We start from the raw sequence: 17,264 nt of genomic DNA, 5'->3' as shown, positions 1-17,264 counted from the left end.
CGGCTGCGAACGCGTCACTGGCGTCGTGGCTGGCCGGTGCTCCGCCCGACCCGAGCGAACCCGAGGCCAAGGCCGAAGGCAACGAGTTCCGCCACCGTTGACCACAAGCGGGCGGCCAGCGCCAGGGCCGCGGCGGGTCCGAGCGAAATCGCCACCGCCGCGCTCAGAAGGCTCGCGATCGCGCCCTCCCGCACGATCATCCCCCCGGGCGCGATCACGGCCAAGTAGCCGACGACGTACGAGGCCGAGAATACCCCGCACGCCACGAAGGGTCCGACGGGGTTGCCCGCGACCAGCCCTTCCAGAAGGGCCCAGAAACCAAAGCCATGGAGGGACCAGACCAGAAGGCCGCCGAGGACCGCCCGGATGAGCAGGCTCCCTGGAAGCGATACCTGCTCGGGGTCTCCGGGTTCCCGGAGCAATCGATGCCCGAGCTTGACGACCAGCCGCAACACGGGAGGCGCGAGGACCCCAGCCACACAGAGAGCACCGAGCAGAACGGGCCACAGCCCGAGTCCCTCAAACGCTGCCGTGCCGAGCGCCGCCACGCCGATTCCGGCTCCCGTGACCAGTATCACGCCCTGGAACACGAGCAGCGTGGCCAGCGCCCCCGCCCCCGAATCCCCGTGCGCCCGGACGTAGCCGACCAGGCCCGTCACCTGCCAGATCTTTCCGGGCAGATACCGGCCGAGGTTCGAGCCGAGCCAGACGGCGGCGGCCTCCGGGAGGTGCGCCCGTCCGCCCGTCGCTCTGAACATGGAACCCCAGGTGGCACCGCTGATCCAAAGAGCCGCCGTACCGGAAGCGACTGCCCCGGTGAGCCACAGTGGCCGCACCCGCCACTTCGCGCCCCCCGACCCCGCCATCTCCAACCAGGCGCCCCAGCTACCGGACAGTGCGGACGCCACGGCCGCGAGCGCGACGAGGAGAAAGGCGATCGAGGCCAGTATGGCGAAGCGTGGCGGAAGTCGCCCCGGTTTCCGTCCGGCTTCCCGGTCAGGCATCCCCTTGCCGGGTACGGGCCGGGAACCGGGACCGAAGGAGCACGGCGCCGATGAGGAGGACGGCGGCCAGACTCGTCCCCACGCCGATCCGGAACGACGAACTCCGGTATGCGAAGGTGAGGCGATGCGGCCCCTCCGGGATCTCGACGCCGCGGAAGGCGGTGTTCACGCGCCAGATTGTCGCCTCCTCTCCGTCCACGAAGGCGCGCCAGCCGGCGTTGTGAATCTCGCTCACCGCGAGAAGCCCCGCCCGCTCCGCCTGGACGTCGAGCTCGATCACCTCCGGCTCGTATCGGATGATGGCGGCCGTGCCCTGCCCCGCCTCCGGTGGATCCAGGCCGATCCTGGATTCGACGACGGAGAGACTCAGTGGATTCGGATTGTCCCATGTCCGGGTCGCCGCCTCGTACGGATCCGCCGTCCACTCGATTTCGGCCGGGAAGAACGCGTATCCCGGCGGCGACGGGATCGAATACAGGTGGCGACCGGAAGCCTCGGCGAGCGAGGCGACATCCTCCTGAGCGCCGGGGATGATGAGGTATCGCACGTTGAGGAGCCTGCGTACCGGGTCGCGGCCCAGCCCCTGGTCCGGGATGATCCCACCGACGAGCGTCGCGTACGGCTGAAGGAGGAACTTCTGTAGCCCGGTGGCCGACGCGATCCCGTGGTAGGCGAGTTCGTTCGGCCGGTAGTTACGCACCGAACCCGCGAGGTTCGGCGCCCACACCCGGTCTCCCGGGCCCGCGTCCTCCTGGAGGACGGCGATGACGGGATCCGTCGCCAGCGCGGCGTCCGCGTCCCGAACGTCCAGGTAGCGGGCATCGACGCGCCACAGGTCCAGGATGCCGAACACGAGCACGGGCACCAGGGCCCATGGCGCGATCCGCCGCCGGGATACGGCCCACGCTCCTCCCCAGGCGAGCCCGAACCCGGCAAGCAGGAGCAGGCCGTTCGTCCGCAGGAGGGGCGCGAGGGCCGGATCGGGCCGTCTCGGCCAGCCCGCCGGATACCAGGACAGCATGGCGAAGTTCCCCAGCCCGGCCGGGTCGAGCGCGGCCCAGGCCCCGAGGAGCACGATGGGCCCCCCGAGTAGTCCGAGCGCCACACGGGACACGCGAGGGTTGGCCTTCCGCCCCTCGAGAACGGCCTCCCAGCCGCAGGCCGCCAGGAGCGCGACGAACACGGCAACCGGACCCAGCATCATGGCGGGCGCGCGCAGGTTCCCGATCAGTGGCAGCAGCGCGTAGGCGATGCGGTGGATGGGGGTCGCGGCCCCCAGCGCGAACAGGATGCCCAGCAGGCTGGCCACGGCGAGAAACCCCACCGTCCGCCGCTGCTCGCGGGGCAGTCCGCCGCCCCACGCTGCGGCCACTCCCAGGATCGCGAGCGCGATGGGCACCGCGCCGAGGTACTCGGTATGGAGCTTGATCGGGTTTTCTCCCCAATACGTCCCGGGGAGCGAACTGATCAGATCCGGAAGGAACAAGGCCGTCAATTCCTGCGGCGGCAAGGCCCACGACGCCGCAAATTCGTAGCCGGTTTCGGCTGCGGCGCGCGTCACGTCCCCGAGCAGCGCCAGCACCGGAAACAGTTGGGGCCCGGCCATGGCGATCGAAGCCGCGACGGTCAGGGAGAACGCGGCCACGGGGGGGACATAGACCCTCCACCAGCCTTCTCCGCCCGGGCGCGGGATCCGGAACAGGAGATGGAAGACGAAGAACAGGGCCAGCGTGAGGCTGGAGAAGTACATTACCTGGGTGTGCGGGGTGAAGACCTGGGCCGCGATGGTGACGGCAAGGCCGCAGAACCAGCGCGCCTCGCCGGTCTCGAGGCCGCGGTTCAGGAGACCCAGGGCGAGCGGGATGAGCGCCATGGCGAACATCCGCCCGTCGTGCCCACCCCACAGGTGCGACGTCATATAGCCCGTGAGCACGAACGAGGCGCCGCACACCACGGCCGACGACGGCCGCAGTCGGAACGACCGCCCGAGGAAGTACCCGAAGGCGCCGCTCAGGAAGGTGTGCAGGACGAACGTCCACCCGATCGCCCGGTGCAGCGGCATGAAGAAGTAGAGGATGGTGGAGGGGTAGAAGATCGGCCCGGGCAGGAGCCCGACGAAGGGCATGCCTCCGTAGATGTTCGGCACCCACATCGGTACGCCCCGGCCGGCGCGGATTTCGTCCACGAAGAAGCGTCGCAGCGAGATCCCCTCGAACATCATGTCCGACCCGAAGATCAACCGCTCCGGGTGGAAGATGAAGTCACGGTAGAAGAGCACGCTCACGAGGGCCGCCGCCCCCAGGAACCACCAGACCGTGCGGTCGCGACCCTCCGTGGGCCCCTTGACGTCAGTCGGCATTGGCTGCGGGCGGGAGAAGGCGGAAGATCGCGGATGGCGGTTCTCCACCCACGTACACGGCCTCGAAGCGGTCCTCGTGGGCGCGAATCGCGGGGACAAGGTAGCGTTGGGTGGTCCCGCTCACCTGGTCGACGACGACGTAGTCCGCTCCCATCGCTTCCAGACCCCGCATGACGGCTGCGGGATCGCCCGAGAAGGGGTAGAGATCCCCTTGCCGGCGGGCGTACCAGAAAAAAAGACGCGGCTTCCGGTTCGCGATGATCGCGCCGGGCGGCGTGTTGTCACGGGCCCAGCGCGCCGCCTCGTAGAGACTCGCGTTGGCGGGAGGGTCGCACGGATCTCCCGTCCGATACGACGCCACGCACGCGACGCGACCGGGGCCCGTGTCGGTCACCCAGGCCACTCCGAAAGCCGCGATCACCACCGGCGCCGCCCACTTCAGCCAGCGGCCGGCGGGCAGTGGCAGCCGCCACACGGCCACAAGAGCCAGCAGCAGGATAACGGGCGCGAGCGGGAGCAGGAAACGCCGATCGGTCCACACCGACGGCCAGACCGCGATCAGCCCTGCGTACAGGACGGCGAACACTTCCGGCGCGCGGAGACGCTCGCGCGAGCGGATGGTCCACCCGGCCAGCGCGGCCGCGGCCACGACGAGTCCGAGCGCGGCCCCTCCGCCCCCCGCGCCGCCGGGACCCAGGAGCGTCTCCGGGATCACCCGACTGACGTAGGCCCAGCAGTTGTCGGCGGCACGGGCGAAGAGGCCCGCGAAACCCACCGAGCCCGCCGTCGGCGTGTACGGATCCAGAAGCAGGAGTTCCGTCAGATATCCCGGCTGTTCCGCCGCCGCGAGGCGCTGGTAGAGCGCCCACGCCCCGAGCGCCCCGGCCGTTACGGCGCCCGACCACAGCGCCCGGCGCCGCCGCCCCTCGAGTAGCCAGGCGAGCGGGAGCGCGACAAGGATCGTCATGCCCGCGCTACGCGTCGCGAACGCCGCGACCGCAGCCAGCATCGCGAGCGCAGCGCCCGTGCGGTCCTCGCGCCGCGAGAGCCAGAGGGCGACGACGACGCACAGCGTGAAGGGCGCTTCGCTCAGTATGTAGTGGCCGTACTCGAGCAGCGTCGGGTTGACCGCCAGGAGCCCGGCCGCGCCGAGCGCGGGTCCCGGCCCGACCCAGCCGCGCCCGAAGTGCGCCGTCGCCCATACCGAGACGGTCGTGAGCAGCAGCATGGCGACCTTGGCCACGCCGACACCGCCGAGCCACCCCAGCCCCGCGAGGAGCAGCGGCAGGAGCGGTGGGTAGCGCGCGTGCAGCGGAGTGCCGGGCAGGTGCAGATCACGATACCCTTCCCCATTCCGCAGTGCGTCGCCAATGATCAGGTATCCCGCGTTGTCGCCGCCCGGGAAGAGGGTGGGCTCGAAGACGAGGACGCCCAGCAGCAGATGCAGGATCGCGAGTCCCGCCGCCGCGAGGTTGAAGTTGTCCCGTACTCGTCCGCGACCGCCGTTGCCCGCGGGCGCGGTCATCGCGTGGGCTCCGGGGCGGTTTCGGGGGTGGGGCCGCTTCGGTCCGAGGCCTCTCCCCGGCGGGCGGCGATCGCCTGCTCGTAGCAGCCTGTCAGACGGTCGACCACCCCGGGGAGGGCGAACCGTCCCCGGGCATGCGCCCTCCCGCGCCGGGCTCGTTCGCGCGTCTCGGCGCGGTTCTCCATCGATTCCAGGATGGCGCCGGCCAGCGCGGCGGCGTCGCCGGGCGGTACGAGCAGGCCCGTCTCACGGTGCCTCACGATGTCCGGGATTCCTCCGATATCCGACGCGATCACGGGCAATCCGAATTCGAGCGCCTCCAGCAGGACGACACCAAGGCCCTCCGTGTCCCCCTTCCTGTCCACCACCGCCGGCAGGATGAAGAGATCGCTCGCCCGGTACGCCTCGCTCAGCGTCGTCTCATCGACGCGGCCCGCGAAACGCACGGACGCCTCCACACCGACCCGCACGGCCTCGGCTTCCAGCGCGGCGACCTCCGGCCCCTCGCCGATGACCGTGAGTGTCGCGTCGACGCGTTCCCTGACCCGGGCCAGCGCACGTATCAGGATATGGATCCCTTTCCGCTCCACAAGCCGCCCGACGAAGAGGAGACGGAACGACCCGTCACGCCGAGGCGCACGACCCGTCGTGGTCGACGAATCCGGCGCGAACCCCGACACCGCCGCGCTGAACGGGATCACGGGCACTTCCCGCGTCGTGTAGCGCGCCACGGCGGAGGCCGTGGCCGAGGAAATCGCCGTCACGGCGTCCGACATCTCGATCGACCAGCGGAGAAACGGGACGGCCCAGCCGAGTCGGCGCTCGATCCAGCGGATCTCGACTGAGTAGAAGCTCGAGACGACCGCCGTCGTGCCCCCCGAGGACGCGCGCGCGAGACCGCCGAACCACGCGTGCGGGACCGGCCAGTGCACATGCACCACGTCGGGCGGCGCCGATGACCCGGCCTTGATCGAAGCGAGGCTCCCACCCAGCAGATACGCGGGGAGGAGCGCCAGGTACGCCGGCTGCGAGCGCAGCCGATCGGGGACGGTCTCGTCGTGCGTGAGCGTCTCCAGGCGCGCGGGGGCGTAGCGGAAGCGCCTGACCGGGATGCCGCGCCACTCCGTCGCCCCCCCGCCCCGATAGGCGGGCGCCAGGACCTCGACCTCGAGCCCCCGCTCGCGGAGGCCGAGCAGAAGTCGCCCCAGCCAGGGCGTGATCACGTCGGCATCATGCCGCGGGAAGGCGGTGACGACGTGCAGCACCTTCATGAGGGCCGATCCGCCGCCACAATCATGGTCGCTCCGATCGCGCATCGGCCGCCGGGAAACGCCGGTCGGCACTTGGTCTCCCGGGTCACGAGAGGCACGGATCGAGTCCGATCACCCATCGTCCGGTCACACCTTCCGGGCCACGGCCACCACATTCTTTCCGAAAGGCGGGTCAATGCGGTGCCGAAACACTGACGTGACCGGCATCACCAAGCGGTCATAGACACGAACCTTTCCCGGAGTCAACTCCTGCCCCATCAACCTGCATGCCAGAAACCACGCCACCATCCCGACTACATCCCGGTACGCCAGTCTAACAGTCTCAATACCGGCCGCCGCCAGCTTCTCCGCGACGTCCGTCTTGCGGTATCGTCTAAAGTGTCCCAGCGACCTGTCGAACCGGCTATAGAGTCCGGGGAGCGCCGGGACCCACAGGCAAAGGTAGACTCCGGCACGCAGGACGGATCGCATCACCTCCAACTCGCCCGCGTAATCGTCCACGTGCTCCAGAACGTTGACGCTCAATATCGAATCCACTTCCGTCACGTCCTCATTGGCGATGAAATCCGAAAGAAACGAATGGTGTGCACTCGCGTTTCGGACGCCCCGCAGCCGTTTCTTCAGCAGCCGGTACATCTTGTCACTGGGTTCGAGGGCGTACAGGTGCGTGGGATTCCGCTCAACCAGCAGTCGGGAGATATTGCCGCTTCCGGCTCCGACCTCCACAATCCGGCTTCCGAGGTACGCGGAGAACCGGCCCACGATCTCGCGGTGATACCTTTCGGCTTCGGACATGGCCTCGAGGTCCCTCCCCGCGTAGTCAATCACTCGCCGAACCCTCCGATTTCCACCGTCGCTCGGTCACTCGCCGGTACCGCGCCCTGGTCGGCATACCCGTTGCGCGCGGCGCTCAACTCGCCCGGCCCTGATCCACCCTCAAGGGCGCCGATCCCGCCTCAGTTCGTCCAGTTCGTCTCGCAGCTGGGCCATCATCTCCGCGAGGAAACCGAGGATGAAGAGAAGCAGCCCTCCCACGATCAGAAGCACGACGAGCGTGAGCAGCGGGCGATAGCCGAGGCCGAAACCGAACCGAAGTACGAGGGCCACGAGGCCCGTTAGCCCTCCGGCGCCGATAAGCGCGAGTCCGGTCGTGCCGAAGAAGAGCAGCGGCTTGCGTCCGAACACGAGCTGGAACCACACGGAGACGAGATCGAGCATCCCGACCACGATGCGGCGCCGCCCCGAGAACTTGGCCTCGCCGTGCCGCCTCGGGTGCAGTTCGATGTCCAGCTCGCCGAGACGGTAGCCCTGCGCGTGGGCCAGGACGACCAGATAGCGGTGCCAGTCGTGGCGCAGCGTGAGACCGGCGAGGACGTCGGCGTGAAACGCCTTCATCGAGTTCAGATCCCGCACGGGCACGCGAAAGATGGCGCGCGCGAGCCTGTTGTAGACCGACGACACGAAACGTTTCTCGTAGCGGCCGACCTTTCGCCCCGCGACCAGGTCGTGCCCCTCGTCCAGCATCGCCACGAAACGCGGAATCTCCTCCGTCGAATGCTGCAGGTCCGCGTCGAAGAGGACGAGATATTCGCCGCGGGCGGCTTCCGAGGCGGTGAGCATGGCCTCCGTCTTGCCGCGGTTCGCGCGGTGCCGCAGCACCACGGCCGCGTCGAGTCCCGCGGAGGCCGCCGCGGCCCGCGCCGCTTCCGCCGTGCCATCGCCGGAACCATCGTCGACCAGGACGACTTCCGCCGACAGTTCGTGCGCCCGGAACGTCGCCGCGAGTTCCGAGAACAGCTCCGGCATGTTCTCCGCCTCGTCGTACGCGGGCACGATGACCGAGACGCGGGGTGGCTCGTCCTTCATGGACCCCTCACAGGCGTTTGCGCATGCGGGCCGAGAGGATCCCGAGCCTGTCGCGATACTTCGCCACCGTACGGCGGGCGATCTTCACGCCGCCCCGTCTCAGCCGATCAACGATCTGGTGATCGTTCAGCGGCGCCCTCGGATCCTCCTCGGACACCAGCTTGCGGATCTGGGCCTGCACGCCCCTGGCCGACACGTCCGCACCCCCATCGGTCGCGTAGCCGCCCGAAAAGAAGAACTTGAGCGGGTAGAGCCCCCGCGGCGTCTGCACGTATTTTTCGTTCGCGACCCGGGACACGGTCGACTCGTGCACCTCGAGGTGTCGGGCGACCTCGCGCAGCTTGAGAGGCCGCAGGTGTTCCACCCCCTTCTCGAAGAACTCCCGCTGCCGCTCCACGATGAAGTCCATGGCGCGCAGCATCGTCTGCCGGCGCTGCTCGATGGCCTGGATCAGCCACTGCGCGCTGTTGAGTCGCTCCGAGATGAATGTCCGGTTCTCTCCGTCGAACCGCGCGCGATCCGCAGCGATCTTCCGGTAGGTCGAAGACAGTCTCAGGCGAGGCAGAGAGGTATCACCGTGAGAGACCACGTAGCGGCCGCCGACTCTCTCCACCGTCAGGTCCGGGATCACGTAGGCGTCCGGGCCGCCGGCATGCTTCAGGCCCGGCTTGGGGTCCAGCATCGCGATCTCGTCGGCCGCCTCCTGGACTTCGCGCGGCGTGATTCCGTATTCCCGCGCCACGTCGCTCCAGCGGTGCTCCGCGAGTTCGCGGAAGTGGTCGTGGACCATCCGCCACGGCAGCGATCCCTCCCGCCCGCGGTCGCGCAGCTGAAGGAGGAGCGTCTCGCACAGATCCCGCGCCCCGATGCCGCTCGGCTCGAAGGTCTGGACCCCCGCGAGGATCTCCTCGACCTCGTCCCGGCGCACGTCCGCCGCATCCCCGAGGCGGGCCTCGGCCGCCTCGATGATCCGGTCCGGCGCACAGGAGAGAAACCCGTCCCGGTTGATATTCCCGATGATCTCTTCCCCGATCAGCGCCTGGCGTTCGTCGAGCCGGAGGAGGTTCAACTGATCGTGGAGATGGTCCCAGAGGCTTCGGGTCGCCGTCACCGTCGGCGTGAAGGTCTCGCGCTCCTCGTGTTCCTCCCGCCGCCCCCCGGGATCGAAGTCGTCGAGGAGCACCTCTTCCCAATCCACCTCGTCGCCGGGTTCGACATCCTCGTCGCCGGGTTCGACGAGTTCGAGGAAGGGATTGTCGACGAGTTCCTGTCTCAGGCGCGCCTGAAGGTCGAGGAGCGGCATGTGCAGGAGATCCATCGCCTGGTAGAGGCGCGGATGGGCCTTCTGTTCCTGCCGCAGCTCGAGGCCGGCGGAGAGACCGGGTCGCCCGTCGAGAGGCATGTCAGAGCCTGAAGTCCGTCCCGAGATACAGTTCGCGCGCCTCGGGGTCGTTGACGAGGCGATCCGCCGCCCCCTGCACGAGGATCTTGCCCTCGAACAACAGGTACGCGCGATCCGTGATCGAGAGCGTCTCGCGCACGTTGTGGTCCGTGATCAGGACCCCGAGCCCCTTGTCCCGCAAGTCTTTCACGATGCGCTGGATGTCGTCGATCGCGATCGGGTCGACTCCGGTGAACGGTTCGTCGAGGAGGAGGAACTTGGGCCGCGTCACGAGCGCCCGCGTGATCTCGAGGCGGCGGCGTTCGCCACCGGAGAGCGAGTAGGCCTTGTTCGCCCGAAGGTGCTTGATCGACAGTTCGTCGAGCAGTTCCTCGAGCCGGTCCCGTCGCTCCTGCCGCGACAACCTCTGGGTTTCGAGGATCGCCATCACGTTCTGTTCGACCGTGAGCTTCTGGAAGACGGAAGCCTCCTGCGGCAGATACCCGATCCCGGCGCGCGCGCGGCGGTACATGGGCCATTTCGTGACTTCCTCGTCATCCAGATAGACGCGGCCCCTATCCGCCTTGAGCAGTCCGACGATCATGTAGAAGGTCGTGGTCTTACCGGCCCCGTTGGGACCGAGTAGCCCGACGACCTCCCCCTGGCGCAGCTGGATCTCCACCTCGTTCACCACGCAGCGGCGTTTGAACGAGCGCACGAGGCCCTCGGCCCGGAGTACGCTCCCGTTCTCGATCGTTGTCTCCTCCGGCCCGGTCTCGGCTTCGAGTTCGGGTTCCGGCCGGGGGTCGGGACCGTCGGCGGGCGGCTGCGGGTCACTCACCACACTCTCCTGGATCTGCGGACGGCGGAGGACGTATCCGGCGGGGCCGACGACGTATCGGGTGGCGCGGACACGCTGTCCGGTAGCGCACGGATCGAATCGCCCGGCGCCGTCCCCGCCGCCTCCCCGGTCGCCGTCGTGTCCGCCGGCGTATCACCCGCCACCTCGGTGCTGTCGGCCGACTCTTCTTCCCCGAATACCTCCCGCGGTTCCAGGTACACGCCGATCGCGTGCTCGCCGACCACGGCGAGGGGCTGCCCATCTTCGAAATCCACCTGGATGCGGAGGCCGACGAGGTAGTTGCGGGAGGACCGCGCCGTAGCCGTCGAATCCCGGACCATCCGGTAGAGGGCGCTCGCCCCTCCCGCGAGGATGAGCTGAGACATGGCCGGTGCGGAGGCAGCCGCCGAGTCGGTCGCCGTTTCGTCGGATCGCTCGAAGATGGCCACGAGCGTGTCCGCGCGCGCCCAGTTCATGGAGCCGTCGAGCGCGAGTTCCGGCCCTTCGGCACCGTCCGGCTCGGCTTCCGCCTCGGAGTCGGCCGCCAAGCCCGCCGAGTCCGCGGGGTCCCCGGAGGCCGCGGCCGAATCGGACTCCGCCGGAACGGTGTCCGGCCGGGCCGCCGTCGAGTCTCCGGCGGCTTCTCCCGCGGCGTCCTCGGCCTGCGCCTCCGCGGCATCGTCCGCGGCGAACGCGGCGAACGAAGTGTCACGCTGGATCGCGACCGCATCCCCCACCGAGTACGCCGTGTCGATCTGGCTCCTGTGCATCACGAAGTGAAGCGAGTCGCCATACAGGAGGTGCGTGCCGGAGATGGCTTCGCCGACCCCGTCGCCGTAGGCCCAGACGTGTTCCACCTCCCGGTTTCCCATCTCGATGTCGATCGCTTCCGCCCGCACCTCGAAGTTCTCTCCCGACGCGTACCCCCCGCCGATCGCCTGCACCGCCTCGAGCTCCTCGTTCTCGGACCGGAACCGTATCGTGTCGCCTTCGAGCCGGATCCCTTCCGCCTCGATCCACGGGTCCCCCCACAGCACGCCGAGTCCGTCCTCTCTGGTGAGATAGGCGGTGTCGGCTCGCGCGCTGAGGTCGCTGCGGACGATCACCGCATCCCCCGAAAACCGGGCCTCGTCCTCTCCCGCGAACACGGCGAAATCGGCCTTCACCTCGAAGGGTTCGCGCGACTCTCCCGTTTCGGGATAGAAGGTAACCGTAGGTCGGCCCGGCGCGGTCGTGGACGCGTCGATGCCGGAGACCGCCCGCAGGAACTCGACGCGGGGACCGGTGAGCGTGGATCCGTCCATGATCCGGACGAGTTCGACATTGTCCTCGGCGATGATGAAATCGGACAGCTGGAAGTAGAGGAGACGGTCGGAGTTCAGCGTCCGGATCGTGTCTTCGTAGACCACGTTGCCAAGGAGTTCCACCTGCCGGGGGCCATCTCGCTTGATGGCGCTGTCCGCCTCCATCGTGGCCGAACCGCAGGTCCACAGGTAACGACCACTCAGGTGCGTGACGTGCTCACCCGCGACATCCCGGTTCGTGAAGCTTCGCGTGTCGGCTTCGAGCGGGCGCCACCTCAGGGTGCATTCCCCGATCGCCGGGGCGATGCCCTCCCGGGTTTCCTCCTGCGCCGGAATGGAGTCGGGCTCCTGTGCGGAGAGCGGACCCGCAAGCCACACCGTGGCGGCGAGCAGAGCCGGGAGGCGGGAGCGGACGCAATTCACCGGCGCGCCGTGGTATCCGGGGGTGCACCCGTGGTGTCCTGCGCGACGGCCGTATCCGGCGGCGCAACCAGCGAATCCCGCGCGACGGTCGTATCCGGCGGCGCGACCAGCGAATCCCGCGCGACGGTCTTGTCCGGCGGCGCGACCAGCGAATCCCGCGCGACGGTCGTATCCGGCGGCGCAACCAGCGAATCCCGCGCGACGGTCGTATCCGGCGGCGCAACCAGCGAATCCCGCGCGACGGTCGTATCCGGCGGCGCGACCAGCGAATCCCGCGCGACGGTCGTATCCGGCGGCGCGACCAGCGAATCCCGCGCGACGGTCTTGTCCGGCGGCGCGACCAGCGAATCCCGCGCGACGGTCTTGTCCGGCGGCGCAACCAGCGAATCCCGCGCTGCCATCGTATCCGGACGGGTCGCCTCGGTGTCCTCAGCCACAAACGCCGGAACCTCCGTCTCGACGGTATCCTGCGAGACTGGAGTCGTATCCGCGGCCGCAGGCGTCGTGTCCGCGGCCGCAGGGGTCGTGTCCGCGACGGTGATGATCGGGGGTCGGGTCTCGCCCTCGGGGTTCAGCACGATGACCGAATCGAGGGCCGGATCCGATTCGAACGCCGAACCCTCGATGAGCATCGTCCCCACGTCCCGCGAGAGCCGAAACAGCGTGTCGCCGTAGAGGCGCCCCTCCGCGTTCACGTATCGCATGCGTTCGGTCTCGAGCCTCTGACCATCGACGTAGTCCACGGCGACCACGTCTCCTTCCGTCTGCAGATCCCCGGTGAGTTCATCGTAGATGCCGTACACCGAGGTCACTTCGGAGGACTGATTCCCGTTCACGTCGTAGAAGATGATCCTCATCGGGCGCAGGTGGACCTCGTTCTCTCCGTGCCATTCGGCCGTATCCCCCTCCACGACCGCGCGCCGGATCCCCTGGCGCGTCACGACGGTACGCATCGCCGTCTGCGCCATCTCGACGCCTTCGGGGAGGAGCTGGCCGGCGGTCGGAGGCGCGCTGTCCGGTTCGCACGCCGCGAAGAGCGCGACCAGCACCGCCAGCGGCGGCGGGCCGCCCCCCCGCGCGCCCCGACGCTCACCGCCCCCGCGCATCACGTACTCGAACCGCAAACCGTCCTCCTTCCCGGAACTCCGCCACCAGATCGTCCCACTCCCCACGCCCTGCCAGCAGGGCCTCGGCGAACTCACGCACGGCGCCTTCTCCGCCGGGTACCGTGCCCACCCAGGCCGCCGAGGCGCGCACCTCGGGCGCCGCGCCGACGACCGCCGCCGGAAGCCCTACCCGCTCCATGACGGAGAGATCCGCGAGATCGTCGCCCAGGTGGGCGGCCTGGGCCAACGTCCAGTCACGCCGCGCCAGCATACCCCGCAGCGCCGCAAGCTTTCCCTCCGGCGCTCCGAGCGAAACCTCTTCGATCCCCAGCTCCCGGGCCCGCAGCCCCACCGCCAGCGAACGCTTCCCGCTCACGAAGGCGACCACGAGGCCCGCCCGCTGCATGAGCCGGATCGCCATCCCGTCGAGGGCGTGGAAGCGACGCATCTCGGTCCGGCCCGCCGCGTCCGCACCGATCCAGATCGAGCCATCCGTGAGGACGCCGTCGACGTCCAGGGAGACCAGCCGTACGGCCTTCGCCCGTCGAGGGTCGAGCACCGGCGTCATGACGCGCCTCTCGGGTCCGGCCGCGCACCGCGAGGGCTCACGTCAGGCCGCCACAGCCTCGCGCACGCGCATCGCGCGCTCGAGCACGGCTCCGAGTTCAGCGAGCGGCAGCATGTTGGATCCGTCCGAAGGGGCCGCGCCCGGATCGGGATGCACCTCCACGAACAGCCCATCCGCACCCGCGGCGACCGCCGCCGCCGCCAGCCGACCGATGTGCTCCGGCTCGCCGCCGCTCACCGAGCCTTCCCCTCCCGGCAACTGCACCGCATGCGACGCGTCGAACACCGTCGGGCACCCCGTCGTCTCCCGCATGACCGCGAAACTCCGCATGTCGACGACCCACCGTCCATAGCCGAAGGCGAATCCCCGTTCCGTCACCGCCACCTCGCGCGCCCCCGCCTCCCGCAGTTTGCCGATCGCGCCCCCAATGTCGCCGGGGGCCATCCATTGTCCCTTCTTGACGCTGACGGGACGACCCGCCGCGCCGGCCGCGCGCAGCAGGTCCGTCTGGCGACAGAGGAAAGCCGGGATCTGGAGTGCGTCCACGACCGCGGCCGCGCGCGCCGCCTGCTCGGGGAGGTGGATGTCGGTGAGCACGGGAAGACCCGATCGCTCGCGCACCCGCGCCAGCGCCTCGAGACCCGCATCGAGTCCCGGCCCCCGCGCCGACGAAGCCGAACTCCGGTTCGCCTTGTCGAACGAGGCCTTGAACGTCACCGGGAGGTCGAGCCGGTCCGCGAGTTCGGCGAGATGATCCGCGATCTCGAAGTTCAAGCCGTCGTCCTCGAGGACGCACGGTCCCGCGATCAGGAAGAGAGAAGTCCAGGGCTTCCCCTCTGGGCCCGACGCCGTCCGGCGGCGACCGGAGAAGAAGGGAGCACGTCCGGGGGTCATCTCGCGGCCGTGACCCCGTTCGTCCGGGCCGACGCCTCCGACTCCTCCCACTCGCCCACGGTGCGCGTCCGCGTCGGCTGTGCAGCCGCCACCGCGTCCCGGCGCGTCACCGCCGCCTCGACGAAGGCCGAGAAGAGCGGGTGGGGCTTGTTCGGCCGTGATTTCAGCTCGGGGTGGAACTGGGTCGCGAGGAAGAACGGATGATCCGGAAGCTCGAGCATCTCGACGAGCCCGCCGTCCGGCGACATCCCGCTGAACTCCATCCCGCCCCTGCGCAGGGGCTCCATATAGTGGGGATTGACCTCGTACCGGTGACGATGCCGCTCGGAGATCTCGCTCGCGCCGTAGACCCGCCGTGCGAGCGACCCCGCCGCGAGCCGGCAGGGGTAGGCCCCCAGCCGCATGGTGCCGCCCATCTCCGTCACCCTGTGCTGCGAATCCAGGAGCGAGATGACCGGATCGCTCGTCTTCGCGTCGAACTCGAACGAATGGGAGGTCGGCAGACCGCACACGTTGCGTGCGAACTCGATGATCGCGCACTGCAGGCCGAGACAGATTCCGAAGTACGGGATTCCGCGCTCGCGGATGAGCTGAATCGTTTCCAGCATGCCGGAGACACCGCGGATCCCGAACCCGCCCGGCACGAGCACGCCGTGGAAGCGGTCGACGAACTCGGCCCCTCCCTCCTCCACCTCCTCCGACGACCGCCACGCGACCTCGACCTCCACATCGTTGTCGATCCCGCCGTGGATGAGGGCCTCCGCGATCGATTTGTACGAGTCGACGAGTTCCGTGTACTTGCCCACGACGCAGATCCGGACCCTGCCGTCCCTCGGGTTCTTGATCCTCTCGACCATCGCCTCCCAGCTGCGGAGGTCGGGGGGCCTCGACGTGAACCCGAACTGCTCGCAGATGCGGTCGTCCACGGCCTGCGCGCGATAGGCGAGCGGGAGTTCGTAGATCGTCGCCACGTCGCGCGACTCGATGACGCGGCTCACGTCGACGTTGCAGAAGCGGGCGATCTTCTTTCTGATGCCGTCTTCCAGATCGTGCTCCGTTCGGCACACGAGCAGGTCCGGCTGGATCCCGATCCCCAGGAGTTCGCGCACCGAGTGCTGCGTCGGCTTCGTCTTCAGTTCGCCCGAGGCCGCGATCCAGGGCACGAGCGTAAGGTGGATGAAGAGGGAGTTCTTCCGCCCCACGTCCTGTCGGAACTGGCGGATCGCCTCGAGGAAGGGGAGCGACTCGATGTCGCCCACCGTCCCGCCGATCTCGGTGATCACGACGTCGTGATTCGGCGCCAGCCGCCGGATCGCGTCCTTGATCTCGTCCGTCACGTGCGGAATGACCTGGACCGTGGCGCCGAGGAAGTCACCGCGCCGCTCCTTCGTGATGATGTTCTGATAGACGCGACCCGTCGTGACGTTGTTCGCCTGGGAGAGAGATTCGTCGATGAACCGCTCGTAGTGTCCGAGGTCGAGGTCCGTCTCGGCCCCGTCGTCCGTCACGTACACCTCGCCGTGCTGGAAGGGCGACATCGTGCCGGGGTCCACGTTCAGGTAGGGGTCGAATTTCTGGATCGTCACGCGCAGGCCGCGCTCCACGAGCAGACGCCCGATCGAGGCCCCGGTGATCCCCTTCCCCAGCGAGGAGACGACGCCCCCGGTGATGAAGATGTACTTGGTCGGCGATCCGTGATCCGTCATCCCCGCCTCCTTTGCTCTCCCCTGCTGGACAATATCCGCTCCGCGCGCTCGATATCGACGGGCAGGTCGACACCGGGTTCGGTCCAGGGACCGAGTTCGACGTGAATCCGCATGCCCGCTTCCAGCGCCCTCAGTTGCTCCAGCCGCTCCGCCCGCTCGAGCGTCGATGCGGGCAGCGCCGCCCAGCGCCTCAGCGCCGACCGGCGGTACGCGTAGACGCCGACGTGGCGCAGGCGCGCGTGGGTCCCCAACTCCGGTGACTCGTCCCGCCAGAACGGAATCGGACTCCGGCTGAAGTAGAGTGCCCGTCCGTCGGCGGCCCGAGCGACCTTGACCACCGCGGAGGACCGCCACTCATGCTCCGAGCCGATCGGGGCCGCGATGGTGGCGACTTCCTCCGCTCTCCGCACGGCACCCTCGATCGCGCCGCCGTCCACGAAAGGCTCGTCGGCCTGGAAGTTGACCACGACATCGTCTTCGCCCGCGCCGAGCAGATCCGCGGCCTCATCCACGCGGTCGGTACCCGAGACGTGGTCGGATCGCGTCCTGACGACCTTCGCCTCGAACCCGCGCGCGCAGGCCTCGATCTCACCGCTGTCCGTCGCGACCACGACGTCGTCGAAGACGCGGATGGCCGATGCGGCGCGCCAGCACCACTCGAGCAGGGTGCGGCCGGCAAGTTTCTGGAGGAGCTTCCTGGAGATACGTGTGCTGTAGAGTCGAGCGGGAAGGACGCAGATCACGCCCATCGGCGGCAGGTTTGATTCGTTTGGAGCGGCATCGCAAGAAGCTAGGCGCGCGCTCCGGGGTTGTCAAAATCGGAGCGTCAGATCAGCATCCGGACAGGCCCAACGGATCGCCGGGTGCGACCGTCGGCAAACGCGATGACGCCGCGGGCGCCGTGACCGGCGTTCGAGCCCGACGCAACCTCGCGCCAACGCGAAAGTAACCCATATCATAGCGGTCCTGGCCGCCCCGTCCGTCGCGGCGCTGCCAATCAATCCGAGCCGGTGTGA

General features: G+C 68.9%; 14 protein-coding genes. All 14 read right to left on the bottom strand.

Annotation, left to right across the window (positions count from 1 at the left end):
* Nucleotides 1–14 precede the first annotated feature (14 nt).
* The 14 genes from ACOQPP_RS04130 to kdsB all read right to left on the bottom strand — a co-directional run bounded on the left by ACOQPP_RS04130 (nt 15) and on the right by kdsB (nt 16,991).
* The gene (locus ACOQPP_RS04130) at nt 15–1,004 is read right to left on the bottom strand and encodes a hypothetical protein (protein WP_419166511.1); all 990 of its coding nucleotides are present in this window, start codon (nt 1,002–1,004) and stop codon (nt 15–17) included.
* The gene (locus ACOQPP_RS04125; RefSeq protein ID WP_419166512.1) at nt 997–3,363 is read right to left on the bottom strand and encodes a YfhO family protein; all 2,367 of its coding nucleotides are present in this window, start codon (nt 3,361–3,363) and stop codon (nt 997–999) included. Before ACOQPP_RS04125 ends, ACOQPP_RS04130 begins: the two co-directional genes overlap by 8 nt.
* Entirely contained in the window at nt 3,353–4,888 is a 1,536-nt protein-coding gene (locus ACOQPP_RS04120; RefSeq protein WP_419166513.1) for a hypothetical protein, read from the bottom strand. The genes ACOQPP_RS04125 and ACOQPP_RS04120 overlap by 11 nt, the downstream gene beginning before the upstream one ends.
* Nucleotides 4,885–6,159, bottom strand: coding sequence for a glycosyltransferase family 4 protein (locus ACOQPP_RS04115; RefSeq protein ID WP_419166514.1), 1,275 nt, complete (start codon nt 6,157–6,159; stop codon nt 4,885–4,887). Before ACOQPP_RS04115 ends, ACOQPP_RS04120 begins: the two co-directional genes overlap by 4 nt.
* 126 nt (nt 6,160–6,285) lie before the next feature.
* The gene (locus ACOQPP_RS04110) at nt 6,286–6,987 is read right to left on the bottom strand and encodes a class I SAM-dependent methyltransferase (RefSeq protein ID WP_419166515.1); all 702 of its coding nucleotides are present in this window, start codon (nt 6,985–6,987) and stop codon (nt 6,286–6,288) included.
* 108 nt (nt 6,988–7,095) lie between these two features.
* Complete coding sequence (locus ACOQPP_RS04105; RefSeq protein ID WP_419166516.1) at nt 7,096–8,025, bottom strand: glycosyltransferase; 930 nt, start codon at nt 8,023–8,025, stop codon at nt 7,096–7,098.
* Between the two features lie 7 nt (nt 8,026–8,032).
* Nucleotides 8,033–9,427 (bottom strand): RNA polymerase factor sigma-54, encoded by a 1,395-nt coding sequence (gene rpoN / locus ACOQPP_RS04100; protein WP_419166517.1) that lies wholly within the window; start codon nt 9,425–9,427, stop codon nt 8,033–8,035.
* 1 nt (nt 9,428) lies between these two features.
* Nucleotides 9,429–10,160, bottom strand: a complete 732-nt coding sequence (gene lptB, locus ACOQPP_RS04095; RefSeq protein ID WP_419166626.1) for an LPS export ABC transporter ATP-binding protein — start codon at nt 10,158–10,160, stop codon at nt 9,429–9,431.
* An 83-nt stretch (nt 10,161–10,243) separates the two neighbouring features.
* Nucleotides 10,244–11,974 (bottom strand): hypothetical protein, encoded by a 1,731-nt coding sequence (locus tag ACOQPP_RS04090; RefSeq protein ID WP_419166518.1) that lies wholly within the window; start codon nt 11,972–11,974, stop codon nt 10,244–10,246.
* A complete protein-coding gene (locus ACOQPP_RS04085) occupies nt 11,971–13,098 on the bottom strand; it encodes a hypothetical protein (RefSeq protein ID WP_420635908.1) in 1,128 nt (375 codons plus the stop codon). The genes ACOQPP_RS04090 and ACOQPP_RS04085 overlap by 4 nt, the downstream gene beginning before the upstream one ends.
* Nucleotides 13,064–13,648 carry a KdsC family phosphatase gene (locus ACOQPP_RS04080; RefSeq protein WP_419166520.1) on the bottom strand — a complete coding sequence of 195 codons (585 nt, stop codon included), beginning with the start codon at nt 13,646–13,648 and terminating at the stop codon, nt 13,064–13,066. The genes ACOQPP_RS04085 and ACOQPP_RS04080 overlap by 35 nt, the downstream gene beginning before the upstream one ends.
* A 42-nt stretch (nt 13,649–13,690) precedes the next feature.
* The gene (kdsA, locus tag ACOQPP_RS04075; protein WP_419166521.1) at nt 13,691–14,542 is read right to left on the bottom strand and encodes a 3-deoxy-8-phosphooctulonate synthase; all 852 of its coding nucleotides are present in this window, start codon (nt 14,540–14,542) and stop codon (nt 13,691–13,693) included.
* Nucleotides 14,539–16,248 carry a CTP synthase gene (locus ACOQPP_RS04070; RefSeq protein WP_419166522.1) on the bottom strand — a complete coding sequence of 570 codons (1,710 nt, stop codon included), beginning with the start codon at nt 16,246–16,248 and terminating at the stop codon, nt 14,539–14,541. Before ACOQPP_RS04070 ends, kdsA begins: the two co-directional genes overlap by 4 nt.
* Nucleotides 16,245–16,991, bottom strand: a complete 747-nt coding sequence (kdsB, locus tag ACOQPP_RS04065) for a 3-deoxy-manno-octulosonate cytidylyltransferase (RefSeq protein ID WP_419166523.1) — start codon at nt 16,989–16,991, stop codon at nt 16,245–16,247. Before kdsB ends, ACOQPP_RS04070 begins: the two co-directional genes overlap by 4 nt.
* Nucleotides 16,992–17,264: the final 273 nt, after the last annotated feature.

The sequence above is a fragment of the Candidatus Palauibacter sp. genome, from assembly GCF_965222475.1.
Classification (GTDB): Bacteria; Gemmatimonadota; Gemmatimonadetes; order Palauibacterales; family Palauibacteraceae; genus Palauibacter.
This window is presented reverse-complemented; position numbering and strand designations above follow the sequence as displayed.

Excerpts from the sequence above, each read along its gene's own strand:
- ACOQPP_RS04130 (WP_419166511.1), bottom strand. The coding sequence starts at position 1,004 with ATGCCTGACCGGGAAGCCGGACGGAAACCGGGGCGACTTCCGCCACGC.
- ACOQPP_RS04125 (WP_419166512.1), bottom strand. The coding sequence starts at position 3,363 with ATGCCGACTGACGTCAAGGGGCCCACGGAGGGTCGCGACCGCACGGTC.
- ACOQPP_RS04120 (WP_419166513.1), bottom strand. The coding sequence starts at position 4,888 with ATGACCGCGCCCGCGGGCAACGGCGGTCGCGGACGAGTACGGGACAAC.
- ACOQPP_RS04115 (WP_419166514.1), bottom strand. The coding sequence starts at position 6,159 with ATGAAGGTGCTGCACGTCGTCACCGCCTTCCCGCGGCATGATGCCGAC.
- ACOQPP_RS04105 (WP_419166516.1), bottom strand. The coding sequence starts at position 8,025 with ATGAAGGACGAGCCACCCCGCGTCTCGGTCATCGTGCCCGCGTACGAC.
- rpoN (WP_419166517.1), bottom strand. The coding sequence starts at position 9,427 with ATGCCTCTCGACGGGCGACCCGGTCTCTCCGCCGGCCTCGAGCTGCGG.
- ACOQPP_RS04080 (WP_419166520.1), bottom strand. The coding sequence starts at position 13,648 with ATGACGCCGGTGCTCGACCCTCGACGGGCGAAGGCCGTACGGCTGGTC.
- kdsA (WP_419166521.1), bottom strand. The coding sequence starts at position 14,542 with ATGACCCCCGGACGTGCTCCCTTCTTCTCCGGTCGCCGCCGGACGGCG.
- ACOQPP_RS04070 (WP_419166522.1), bottom strand. The coding sequence starts at position 16,248 with ATGACGGATCACGGATCGCCGACCAAGTACATCTTCATCACCGGGGGC.